Origin of the sequence: Brevundimonas diminuta (genome assembly GCF_050310045.1) — a bacterium.
GTDB classification, from domain to species: domain Bacteria; phylum Pseudomonadota; class Alphaproteobacteria; order Caulobacterales; family Caulobacteraceae; genus Brevundimonas; species Brevundimonas diminuta_F.
This window is the reverse complement of record NZ_CP190005.1, coordinates 188,513-200,374: the sequence shown is the minus strand read 5'-3', so window position 1 is coordinate 200,374 and position 11,862 is coordinate 188,513. Positions and strand designations below refer to the sequence as shown.

Sequence of the window (11,862 nt, the reverse complement as noted above, 5' to 3'; positions counted from 1 at the left end):
GCGGAAGTCGGGAGCAATGAAAAAGGGCGCTGCGGTCTCCCGCAGCGCCCTTTCCGTCTTCAGGTCTTGAAGTCTCAGCGGCCGTAGGCGGGCGGCATCGCCCCTTCGCCGCTGTTGCGATAGCGGTCGCGCAGCAGCAGGTTGCGGGCCTGCAGCGGCTGCTCCACCCCGTCGATCAGCACCGCCGACGGCTGGCTCAGCGGCTCCAGCGGATCGCCGGACCAGACCACGACGTCGCCCGCCGCCCCGGCCTTCAGTTCGCCGAACTGACCGTCGAAGCCGAAGATGCGAGCCGGGTTGACCGTGATCGCCTGAATGGCCGCCGCGAACGGCAGGCCGTGCGAGACGGCGTTGCCCGCGTTGTAGCGGATGTCGCGCGCACGGTGGGCCGAGCCTTCATTGCCCTTCATGGCGATGACCACGCCGGCCGCATTCAGGGCCGCCGCATTCTGCATCCGCGCCGCCCGCATCTCGAAGTTCGAGGGCAGATTGGTGATCGGGTGCAGCAGGACCGGCACGTTGGCCGCCGCGATCTCATTGGCCACCAACCAGCCTTCGGCGGCGCCGTCCAGGATGACCTTGACGCCTTCCTCGCGCGACAGACGCAGAACCTGCTGGATGTCCGAGGCGCGGTTGACGGTGACGATCAGCGGCATCCGCCCTTCGGCCACCGGGATCAGGGCCTCCAGATCAGCGCGCGACAGGGACAGGGCGCGCAGGTCGGCCCGGTCATAGGCCGCCTTGTTGCGGGCATAGGTCCGCACCTCGGCCAGGGTTTCCTTGAACAGGACGAACTCGGCGCCGCGGGCCCCGCCCGCGACCGCTGCGCCCGCCTCGCCGAAGGGGGCGGTCATGGCGACCTTGGACTTCACCAGAATGTCGCTTCCGCCCAGCTTGATGACGGCCGCCTGACCTGCGAACAGGCCCGGCGTCTGATAGCCTCCGTCGCCCGCGCCCGCGAAATCGGAGTCGTCATGGCTGTGGCCCGCGCGCGACCCGGCGTGACGCGGGGTGACGACGGCGCGGGTGACGCCGCCCAGACGCGCCACCGGCAGGGTGAAGGACCACGGGTCCAGCCCATAGGACAGGTCGAACGCCGCTGTCAGCGTATTGGCGCTGTTCGACAGGTCGTTGGATCCGCGCACCGAGCCGACCTCGGTGCCGCCCAGACCGGAATCCACGGCGACGAAGCCGGGGGTCACGACCTTGCCGCGCGCGTCGATGACGCGCATTCCGGCCGGAGCCGCGCCGGTTCCGACCGAGACGACCTTGCCGTTACGGATGACGACGGTGCCGTTCTCGACCACTGAGGTTCCGGTCAGAACCTGGCCGCCGGTGATGGCGACGTCCTGCGCCAGAGCGGGAGCGGCCAGGGCGAGCGATGCAACTGCGCCCGCGAGGAGAGTTTTGATAAGCATGGTTCAGCGGGCTCCCTGAGCGACGCCGGCGGCGGACAGGCCGAAGCCGGGCTGGCCCAGTTCGAAATCGGACACGGGCTGGAAGGCGGGGTTCAGACGGTCGAACGCCAGTCCGCCGTCGATGAAGACCTGATCGGCGCGGGCGTAGATCGAGAAGGGATCGTGGCTCCAGATCACCAAATCGGCGCGCTTGCCGTTCTCCAGAGAGCCGGTTTCCTTGTCGATGCCGATGGCCTTGGCCGCGTTCAGCGTGATCCAGCCGATGGCGTGCTCTTCGGAAATGGTCAGGCCCGCCCGGCGACCGGCCGACAGGGCGGCGGCGGCTTCCTGGTTCAGGCGCTGGATCAGCATGTCGTCGTCCGAGTGGATGACGGCGCACGATCCTTCGGCCGCGTCGGTCAGGGCGGCGTTTTCCTCGATGCCGTCCAGAGCCTCCATCTTGAAGCCCCACCAGCCGGTCCACATGGCGGCGCAGACGCCTTCACGCGCCAGCATCGGCGCGATCTTATAGGCCTCGACCGCGTGGTGGAAGGTGGTGACCTTGTAGCCGAACTCCTTGGCCACATCGAGCATCACGGCCATTTCGTCGGCGCGATAGCAGTGGTTCTGGACCAGAATCGACCCGTCCAGCACGCCCGCCAGCGTCTCAAGCTGCAGGTTGCGGGTCGGGGGCGTCCCCTGACCGTCCTCGCGCCACTTGTCCCACTTGGCCTTGTAGTCGCGCGCGGCGATGAAGCCGGCGCGATAGCCCGCCACATTGCCCATGCCGGTGGCCGGCGACTGGTTGCGCGAGCCGTAGACGCGCGATGGGTTCTCGCCGCAGGCCATCTTCAGGCCATAGGGGGCGCCCGGGAACTTCATGCCCTGCATCGTCACCGAGGGGACGTTGCGCAGGGTCACGCCGCGCCCGCCGAACAGATTGGCCGAGCCGGGCAGAATCTGGATGGTCGTCACCCCGCCCGCGCGGGCGGTGTTGAAGCCGGGGTCCTGAGGCCAGATCGAGTGTTCGGACCAGACCTGGGCGGTGTTGGGATTGGTGGCTTCGTTGCCGTCGCTCATCCCCTGCACCGCCGGCGAGGGATAGACGCCCAGGTGGCTGTGGATGTCGATGACGCCCGGCGTCACGAAGCGGCCGCGCGCGTCGACCACCTGGTGCCCCGCCGGAACCGGCGTGTTCGCTCCACCGACCGCAGCGATGCGGCCGTCGGTGACGACGACGACGCCGCCCTCGATCTTCTGACCTGCGCCGGTCAGCACCGTGGCGCCGACAATGGCCATGTTCTGGCGCGGCAGGCCGCGATAGGTCGACGGATAGGGATCCTGATTGGCCCAGCCGTCCAGACCCGGCGCCATCGTCCGGTCCTTCGAGGACGACGAAGCAGACGCGGTCTGCGTCTTCGGCGCGGCTTCGCCGGTCGTGGCGCAGGCCGAAAGACTGAGCGCGCCGAGCGCGCAGGTGAGAACAGCGAGGCTTGGCCCCCGCAGACGACTGAACAACATGGGCGAGCCCCCTCGCGCCCGCAAACGGCGGGCAGAAAATATTGGCTATACAATCGCCAGTTTCTGTCAGGGTAAAGCTCTAAAATCCCCTGCTCGCGCCAAAGTCAGCGAAGACGTCAGCCGCCCGGCAGTCGCGCCCGCACTTCGGCGTCGTCCAGACCATCGACCTCGATCATCTTCAGCCGCGACTGGCCGCCGCGCGCCAGGGTCACATCGCGCTTGGGCACGCCCAGCGCCTTGGCCAGAAAGGCGGTCAGCGCGGCGTTGGCCTCGCCTTCCACCGGCTGGGCGCGGACGCGGACCTTCAGCACAGGACGGCCGTCCGGATCGACATCCCAGCCGTCGATGCGGTCGGCCGAGGCGCGCGGAGTCAGCTTGATGGCGAGGCGGACGGTCATGGCCACGTGTTTGGCCCATTCAAGCAAGAGGGCCAAGTCACCCCGTCGCCTTGATGGGGAGAGCTTCGGCGCACAAAAGAAAACGCGCCGGACGGTTTCCCATCCGGCGCGCTTCATATCCAGCGTGAGAACTGACCTTAGCCGAGAGCGGCCATCAGCTCCGGCACGGCGGTCTTGTAGTCGGCGACCAGACCATAGTCGGCGACCTGGAAGATCGGGGCGTCGGCGTCCTTGTTGATCGCAACGATCACCTTGGAGTCCTTCATCCCGGCCAGGTGCTGGATGGCGCCCGAAATGCCGATGGCGATGTAGAGCTGCGGCGCCACGACCTTGCCGGTCTGGCCGACCTGATAGTCGTTGGGCGCATAGCCCGCATCGACCGCCGCGCGCGAGGCGCCGACAGCGGCGCCCAGTTTGTCGGCCAGGGGGTCCATGACGGCGGCGAACTCTTCGGCCGAACCCAGGGCGCGGCCGCCCGAGACGACGATCTTGGCGGCGCCCAGTTCCGGGCGGTCCGACTTGACCAGTTCTTCCGACACGAAGGCGGTCTTGGGCGCTTCGCCGGCGGCGACGCTCTCGACCGGGGCCGAACCGCCTTCAGCGGCGGCGGCGAAGGCCGTCGGGCGCACGGTGATGACCTTCTTGGCGTCGGCCGACTGGACCGTCTCCAGCGCATTGCCCGCATAGATAGGGCGCACGAAGGTATCGGCCGAGACGACTTCGACGATGTCCGAGATCGGCGCCGTGTCCAGCTTGGCGGCGATGCGCGGGGCGAAGTTCTTACCGTCGGTGTTGGCCGGGGTCAGGATGGCGTCGTAGTTGCCGGCTAGCGGCAGGACCGTGGCCTCGACGGCCTCGGCCAGACCGTGGGCGACGGCGTCGCCTTCGGCCAGCAGCACCTTGCGAACGCCCGAGATCTTGGCGGCGGCGTCAGCCACGCCCTTGGCGTCCTTGCCCAGAACCAGAACGTCCACGTCCGACGACAGGGCCAGAGCCGCCGTCACGGTCTTGTGGGTGGTGTCGCGAACGGCCGAGCCGTCGTGGTCGGCGATGACGAGAACGGCCATTACAGAACCCCTGCGTCTTTGAGCTTGGAAACCAGTTCGGCCGCATCGGCGACCTTGACGCCCGCCGAACGCTTCGGCGGCTCCGTCACCTTCAGCACCTTGAGGCGGTCCGCCGTATCGACGCCGTAGTCGGCGACCGACTTCATGGCGATCTCCTTCTTCTTGGCCTTCATGATGTTCGGCAGCGACGCATAGCGCGGCGTGTTCAGGCGCAGGTCGACCGACACCACAGCAGGCAGTTCGGCCGAGACGGTCTGCAGACCGCCGTCGACTTCACGCGTGACGACAGCCTTGCCCCCTTCGATCGCCAGCTTGCCGGCGAAGGTGGCCTGCGGCCAGTCCAGCAGGGCGGCCAGCATCTGACCCACGGCGTTGTTGTCGCCATCGATCGACTGCTTGCCCAGCAGCACCAGGTCAGGCTTCTCCTCGTCCACCACGGCCTTCAGCACCTTGGCGACGGCCAGAGGCTCCAGATCCGCATCCGACTGGACCAGGACGCCGCGGTCGGCGCCCATGGCCAGGGCCGTGCGCAGGGTTTCCTGAGCCTGGGTCACGCCGATGGAGACGACGACGATCTCGGTCGCCGTGCCTGCGGCATGGTGTTCCTTGCCTTCCTTCAGGCGCACGGCCTCTTCGACGGCGATTTCGTCGAAGGGGTTCATGCTCATCTTGACGTTGGCGAGGTCGACGCCGGTCTGATCCGCCTTGACGCGCGCCTTGACGTTGGAGTCGATCACCCGTTTCACCGGGACGAGTACCTTCATGAGCCTATCCACTTGGTCATCGGAAAAGTCGGTGCAGGGATTGGACCGATGAGGCCGACCTGTCAACGTAACGCTACGTGAACTGCACCCGTGTCGTGGGCGCTTTTTTGATCTATGAGGATGCGCATGAACCGCTTCCTGACCATCCGCCGCCTCAGCTTCATCTTCTTCGGACTGTTCGCCGTGGTCCTGGCGGGCGTGTTCGCCTTCCAGCGTTTCTGGGTCGATCCGGGCGATCGCTGCACGGCCAAGGGCTATTGGTACGACATGGAGACGCGCATCTGCGCCCAGCCCATCTACATCCCCGACATCACCGGCCGCCCCGAGGGCATGTCGCGCGCCGACGCCTCGGCTGAAGCCAACCGCGACCTTGTGAAGCTGGAAGACCAGATCGCCGCCGACAAGCGCGCCCGCGCCGCCGCCACCGAGGCCGAGCGCGCCCGCGTGAAAGCGCTGCAGGGACGCTAGGTCTTCAGTCTCAGCGCGTGGCGCCGGGACGCCACAGTACGTCGCCCGCACCATTGGCGTTGGCGCGGCGCGCGGCGCAGAACAGCAGGTCCGACAGGCGGTTCAGATAGCGGACCGCATCGGGGTTCACCTGCTCGCCCGATTCCACCAGCCGCACCGCGTCGCGCTCGGCCCGGCGGCAGACGGTGCGCGCCAGATGCAGGTGCGCCGACAAAGGCGAGCCCCCCGACAGGATGAAGCTGTCCAGCGGCTTCAGGCTTTCATTCATCCAGTCGATTTCGTTTTCCAGCCGCTCGACCTGAGAGGCGATGATGCGCAGCGCCTCCCATTTCGGGGCGGGGTCCAACGGCGTGGCCAGATCGGCGCCGAGGTCGAACAACTCATTCTGGATGCGGCCCAGCATGGCGTCGATGCGGTCGTTCTGGCCGCTGTTCAGGCGCGCCACGCCGATGACGGCGTTCAGTTCGTCCACCGCGCCATAGGCCTCGACCCGATGATCCGTCTTGGACACCGGCGCGCCCGAGGCCAGACGGGTTTTCCCGGCGTCGCCGGTGCGGGTGTAGATCTTGTTCAGCGTCACCATGGCGCGCCCTCCCCTTTAGTGAATCCTGCGGCCGATCAACCTGCGTGCGTGCGCTTCAGCCACATGCCGACCATCAGCAGCAGCACCGCCACCGCCTGAAGAATGATGCGCAGCCGCATCAGCTTGTTCGAGCGGACGCGCGCCTCCGGCCCTTCGCGATTCAGGTTGTAGAGGCCGAAGCCCAGGGTCACGGCCACGGCCGCTACGGCGATCAGGATCAGGATGTCGATGATGTCCATGAGCGCTGTCTTAGGCCCGTCGCCCCGCAGGCGCCAGACAAGACCGAAGCATGGCGTAATTGCGACTTAATCGCACACCCCTATTGCCGCACGTCCAAGAATGATGTTGAGAAGCGCTCGCAAAATAACTACGGAATCATAATCCTTATGCCGTCCTCGCATTTTCGTCGCACGTCGCTGCTTGCCGGCGTCAGCCTGACCGCCGCCATGATGGCCGGCGCCGCGTCCGCCGAAACCGCCGACGTCCTGATCGATCAGGCGAACGCCAGCCGCGTGGCCGACGTCGTCGTCACCGCTTCGGGTTTCGAGCAGAAGATCGTGGAGGCGCCCGCCAGCATCAGCGTCATCAGCGCCGAGGAACTGCAGCAGCGGCCCTATATGACGCTGATCGACGCTGTGCGTGATCTGGAAGGCGTCGACGTGGGCGAGACCTCGGACAAGACCGGCCAGCGCACCATCAGCATCCGCGGCATGGGCCCGGAATACACGCTGATCCTGATCAACGGACGGCGCCAGAACAACCACGGCGACATCTATCCGAACGCGTTCGGCGGCAATCAATTCAACCACATCCCGCCGCTGGATTCGATCAAGCGGATCGAGGTCATCCGCGGCCCGGCCTCGACCCTCTACGGCGCAGACGCCCTGGGCGGGGTCATCAACATCATCACCCATCCGGTCACCGACGCCTGGCGCGGATCGGCCACGGCGGGCCGCAGCTTCCAGTCGGACGACAGTTTCGGCGACGACATCACCTTCGACTTCGCCGCCAGCGGTCCGCTGATCCGCGACGTGCTGGGCCTGTCGGTGCGCGGCGCCGTCTATGAGCGCCTGGCCTCGACCCCGGAATACGACAGCGTCGTCGACCCAGCCGGGGTGCACCACGTGCGAGCGCTGGGCTTCGGCGGCGGCGGCAAGACCGTCGACAACACCAACTATTCCGCCGGCCTGACGCTGGACTGGAAGATCGACGAGCGGCAGTCGCTGAGCTTTGACTACGACATCTCGCGCCAGACCTACGACAACCGCCCGACCTATGACGTTGAGACCGGCGCGGTCGGCTATCCGCTGGGCACGGTCGACAGCATCGACACCATCTGGCGCGCCTCACGCGGCGTGGTGCAGCCCCGCGTCGGCTATACCGACGAGCAGGAGTTCAACCGCAACCAGTTCGCCCTGACCCATAACGGCGACTGGGGCTGGGGCCGCAGCTTCGTCTCGCTGGCCTATGTCGAAACCAGCAATGACGGCCGCACCCTGCCCTTCTCTGTGGCCGAGCGGCTGCTGCTGCAGACCATGTTCAGCGGCACGGGCGCCTATGCCGGGATGAGCGAACAGGCCCGCCGCGACGCCGCCGCCAAGGCCTTCCTGCCCCGTCCCAAGCGTGATCTGGAAAGCAATCAGTTCACCCTCGACGTCAAGTTCGACATCCCGGTCGAAGATCTGGCCGGACGCCACCACTTCGTCATCGGCGGCCAGGTGATCGACGGCGAACTGAAGGACGGCGTCTTCGGTCTGGAAGCCAGCGCCGAGGGCCGCTCCGCCGTCTCCAAACAGCAGCAGTATTCGATCTTCGTCGAGGACAACTGGACGCCGGTCGAACGGCTGACGGTCACGGGAGGCATACGCTATGACGACCACAAGACCTTCGGCGGACACGTCAGCCCGCGCATCTACGCCGTCTATGACGTAGCCCCGTCATGGGTGATCAAGGGCGGCGTCAGCACCGGCTATAAGACGCCCAAGACCACGGACCTGTATGACGGCATCACCGGCTTCGGCGGGCAGGGCACCAGCCCCTGGACCGGCAACCCGGACCTGAAGCCCGAAACCAGCACCAACTATGAAATCGCGACCTACTGGACGTCGGACGCGGGCCACAGCTTCAACGTCACCTATTTCCAGAACGACTTCAAAGACAAGATCTCGTCGGCGCCCGTCACCGCGACCTGCGCCGAGACGGGCGGAGTGCGCCCCTGCGCCAATCTGGGCGCCTATTGGGAAATTCTGGGCGTCGGCGGCCTGAGCCAGCCGATCAACGTCGACGAGGCCCGCATCAAGGGCTGGGAAGTCGCGGGCCGCTATCAGATCCTGGAGGCCCTGTCGCTGCGGGCCAACTACACCAACACCGACAGCGAACAGCTGACCGGCGCCAACAAGGGCCTGCCCCTGACCAATCTGGCCAAGCACATGGCCAACGCCACGCTGGACTGGCGCATCACCGACCGCCTGAACACCCAGCTGACGATGGAGGCCCGTTCGGACCGCTATCGCGGCGTCAACACGGTCACGCGCGAACACCTCTATTACAAGAGCTATGAGGTGCTGCACCTGGGCGCCCAATATCGGGTGAATGACCACATCACGATCAACGCCCGGATCAACAACCTGCTGGATCAGGACTTCACCAGCTATCAGACCAGCTTCGCCGACAACGGCGACGGCACATGGACCCCGTCGTTCCAGGACGATTACAACAACAAGGACAAGGCCCGCAGCTACTGGATCAGCATCAACGCGCGCTTCTGATCCCCTTCCTCCTTCCTCCCCGACTGACCGGGCCGCGTCTTTCGGGACGCGGCCCGTTTTTTTGCCCCCTGTAACTAAAGCGGTTGGTCATCTTTGACGGGCAGGGTGGGCGCCATGACTGATCGCGCCATCCGCAACCTCGAACACCTGCGTCGCTCCGCCTCGACCGCGCGCGTGCTGAATCTGCTCAAGGTCTATGACGAGCATCGGGACAGCGAGGACTGGGCCGAGCGGCCCATGTTCCGCAATCCCGCGCTGAACCGCTGCCTGATCATCAAGCACCGGCTGCGGCGCAATGAGACGGACGCCTTTCCGGGCCGCCGTCAGGTGGCGACCAAGATCGTGGTGCCGATCGACAGCACCGATCTGAAGACCGGCGGCCGCTTCATCTTCGTCAACCAGATCGGCTTCGAGCGCGCCATGCAGGAGGCGTTCGGCGTCGACGGCGAACACCCCGACCTGAAGACGCTGCGGCTGATGGACCAACTGCCGTCGCTGGACCCCTTCCTGCTGCGCGAACAGTTGCGGCGCGGCGGCGTCGACCCTGCGCCCTGCTATTTCGCCCTCAGCGAGGCGGATCTGGAGCGGATGCTGGCCTTCGTCCAGAGCGAGATCGAGCCGCTGGTCACTCTCAGCGTCGGCGACAGCGTGGTGGCCGCGGGCTCCACCGCCCGCATGGCCGCCAAGATCCTGTCCAACGCGCCCGGAGATCGGCTGGAGGCCCTGCGCCTGACGCTGAAGCTGGAGCCCGAGCAGTATCAGGAGGGCGTCTTCTGCTGGAAAGGCTTCCTCTATTACAAATGGGCGCTCAGCAGCCTGATGGCCGACATCGTCCATGTCGCCGATGAAGTCGGCACGATCCGTCCCGCCGGTCCCAGCGATCAGGCGGCCAAGGATTACATCGCGCGCGGACGCGGCGTGCTGCGCGGCCGCATCATGAAGACCTGTGAAGAGGTCAGCCGCACCCTGCGCTATTACGACGACGCCTATGCTGGCCTGACGCGCGAAGGCAATCCGGTGGCCTTCCGTGACTTCCTGCTGGAAGCGCCCGCCATGTTCGCCCGCCTGGGCGACCAGCTCGGCGCGGTACAACACATCGTCAGCTTCTGGCGCTTCCGCTTCAGTCCCAAGGCGCCGCCCGTCGGCGTGGACGAGCTGATCGACATCTTCATGGACTTCGAGACCGGCCTGATGGGGCGGGCCGCAGACGCCTTTGATCCACGCGACATGGCGGCGTAAGACGCCCGCCCCTCCCATTGCATGGGGAGGAAAAAGAAAACCCCGCGCCGGCGACGGGGCGGGGTTCTGTATTTTCAGACCTTTAGCAGGTCTTAGTAGCGGTAGTGTTCCGGCTTGAACGGGCCTTCGACCGGCACATTGATGTAGTCGGCCTGTTCCTGGTTCAGCGTCGTCAGCTTGGCGCCCAGCTTGGCCAGGTGCAGGAAGGCGACCTTCTCGTCCAGGTGCTTGGGCAGGGTGTAGACCTTGTTGTCGTAGGCCTTGGCGTTGGTCCACAGCTCGATCTGGGCCAGGGTCTGGTTGGTGAAGGACGCCGACATCACGAAGGACGGGTGGCCCGTGGCGTTGCCCAGGTTCACCAGACGGCCTTCCGACAGCAGGATGATCTTCTTGCCGTCCGGGAATTCGATGTGGTGGACCTGATCCTTGATCTTGTCCCATTTGAAGTTCTTCAGGCCCGCGACCTGAATTTCCGAGTCGAAGTGACCGATGTTGCAGACGATGGCGTTGTTGCGCATGGCGCGCATGTGCTCGACGCGGATGACGTCCTTGTTGCCCGTGGTGGTGACGAAGATGTCCGCCTTGTCGGCGACGTCTTCCAGGGTCTGGACCTCATAGCCTTCCATCGCGGCCTGCAGGGCGCAGATCGGGTCGATTTCGGTGACGATCACGCGGGCGCCGCCGTTGCGCAAGCTGGCCGCCGAGCCCTTGCCCACGTCGCCGTAGCCGCAAACCACCGCCACCTTGCCCGACAGCATGACGTCGGTGCCGCGACGGATGGCGTCGACCAGCGATTCACGGCAGCCGTACAGGTTGTCGAACTTCGACTTGGTGACGCTGTCGTTGACGTTGATGGCGGGGAAGGGCAGTTCGCCGCGCTCGGCCATCTGATACAGGCGGTGGACGCCCGTGGTCGTCTCTTCCGACACGCCCCCGATGGCGTCGCGGATGGCCGAGTAGAAGCCCGGCTTTTCCTTCAGATAGCGCTTCATCACCGAGAAGAGGGCTTCCTCTTCCTCATTCTGCGGGTTGTTCAGGACGGATGCGTCCTTCTCGGCCTTCGAACCCAGCACGCACAGCAGGGTGGCGTCGCCGCCGTCGTCGAGGATCAGGTTCGGATAGCCGCCGTCGGCCCATTCGAAAATCTTGTGGGCGTATTCCCAGTACTCAACCAGATTCTCACCCTTGAAGGCGAAGACCGGCGTGCCCGACGCGGCGATGGCGGCGGCGGCGTGGTCCTGAGTCGAGAAGATGTTGCACGAAGCCCAGCGCACTTCGGCGCCCAGGGCTTCCAGCGTCTGGATCAGCACCGCCGTCTGGATGGTCATGTGCAGGCTGCCGGCGATGCGGGCGCCCTTCAGCGGCTGAGAGGCGCCGTATTCCGCGCGCAGCGCCATCAGGCCCGGCATCTCGGTTTCGGCGATGGCGATTTCCTTGTTGCCGAAGTCGGCCAGGGAGATGTCGCGGACGATGTAGTCGGTCATGCTGAAATGTCTTTCGGCCACTATCGGGTGATCGTCGCCGCTATAGCGCGGCGCGGCGACCGGAGCAATCAAGGCATAAGGATATCTTTATATGTGGGACGTTTCGTTCCGCTCGCCCGTTAAGGGAATCTACGCAATCGAAGCGTAACGGGAAGAATACCCACTTTCGAACA

Annotated in this window: 11 protein-coding genes; 3 read left to right on the top strand and 8 right to left on the bottom strand. The window is 65.8% G+C overall.

Translation table 11 applies throughout. From position 1 onward, the window contains the following. Window positions 1-74: 74 nt before the first annotated feature. The 5 genes from ACORJG_RS00995 to ACORJG_RS00975 form a co-directional block, all read right to left on the bottom strand. A complete protein-coding gene (locus tag ACORJG_RS00995; RefSeq protein WP_427790836.1) occupies window positions 75-1,418 on the bottom strand; it encodes an amidohydrolase family protein in 1,344 nt (447 codons plus the stop codon). Between the two features lie 3 nt (window positions 1,419-1,421). After that, on the bottom strand, window positions 1,422-2,918 hold the full coding sequence (locus ACORJG_RS00990) for an amidohydrolase (RefSeq protein ID WP_427790834.1): 1,497 nt from the start codon (window positions 2,916-2,918) through the stop codon (window positions 1,422-1,424). A 116-nt stretch (window positions 2,919-3,034) separates the two neighbouring features. Beyond that, the gene (locus ACORJG_RS00985; protein ID WP_427793088.1) at window positions 3,035-3,316 is read right to left on the bottom strand and encodes a DUF167 domain-containing protein; all 282 of its coding nucleotides are present in this window, start codon (window positions 3,314-3,316) and stop codon (window positions 3,035-3,037) included. Between the two features lie 137 nt (window positions 3,317-3,453). Further along, complete coding sequence (locus ACORJG_RS00980; protein ID WP_427790832.1) at window positions 3,454-4,383, bottom strand: electron transfer flavoprotein subunit alpha/FixB family protein; 930 nt, start codon at window positions 4,381-4,383, stop codon at window positions 3,454-3,456. Then, the gene (locus tag ACORJG_RS00975) at window positions 4,383-5,147 is read right to left on the bottom strand and encodes an electron transfer flavoprotein subunit beta/FixA family protein (protein WP_427790830.1); all 765 of its coding nucleotides are present in this window, start codon (window positions 5,145-5,147) and stop codon (window positions 4,383-4,385) included. The genes ACORJG_RS00980 and ACORJG_RS00975 overlap by 1 nt, the downstream gene beginning before the upstream one ends. A 126-nt stretch (window positions 5,148-5,273) precedes the next feature. On the opposite strand from ACORJG_RS00975, the gene ACORJG_RS00970 reads away from it, so the two are divergent. After that, window positions 5,274-5,615: a hypothetical protein gene (locus tag ACORJG_RS00970; protein WP_427790828.1), complete on the top strand. Its 342-nt coding sequence runs from the start codon at window positions 5,274-5,276 to the stop codon at window positions 5,613-5,615. Window positions 5,616-5,625: 10 nt separating this feature from the next. On the opposite strand, the gene ACORJG_RS00965 is transcribed toward ACORJG_RS00970, so the two are convergent. Continuing rightward, on the bottom strand, window positions 5,626-6,198 hold the full coding sequence (locus ACORJG_RS00965) for a cob(I)yrinic acid a,c-diamide adenosyltransferase (RefSeq protein ID WP_427790826.1): 573 nt from the start codon (window positions 6,196-6,198) through the stop codon (window positions 5,626-5,628). A gap of 35 nt (window positions 6,199-6,233) precedes the next feature. Next, window positions 6,234-6,437 (bottom strand): twin transmembrane helix small protein, encoded by a 204-nt coding sequence (locus ACORJG_RS00960; RefSeq protein ID WP_346530581.1) that lies wholly within the window; start codon window positions 6,435-6,437, stop codon window positions 6,234-6,236. A 147-nt stretch (window positions 6,438-6,584) separates the two neighbouring features. Between ACORJG_RS00960 and ACORJG_RS00955 the strand changes: the two genes are divergently transcribed. Further along, window positions 6,585-8,966: a TonB-dependent receptor domain-containing protein gene (locus tag ACORJG_RS00955; protein WP_427790823.1), complete on the top strand. Its 2,382-nt coding sequence runs from the start codon at window positions 6,585-6,587 to the stop codon at window positions 8,964-8,966. Between the two features lie 114 nt (window positions 8,967-9,080). Continuing rightward, complete coding sequence (locus ACORJG_RS00950) at window positions 9,081-10,205, top strand: hypothetical protein (RefSeq protein ID WP_427790821.1); 1,125 nt, start codon at window positions 9,081-9,083, stop codon at window positions 10,203-10,205. 92 nt (window positions 10,206-10,297) lie between these two features. On the opposite strand, the gene ahcY is transcribed toward ACORJG_RS00950, so the two are convergent. Continuing rightward, window positions 10,298-11,689 (bottom strand): adenosylhomocysteinase, encoded by a 1,392-nt coding sequence (gene ahcY / locus ACORJG_RS00945; RefSeq protein WP_427790819.1) that lies wholly within the window; start codon window positions 11,687-11,689, stop codon window positions 10,298-10,300. Window positions 11,690-11,862: the final 173 nt, after the last annotated feature.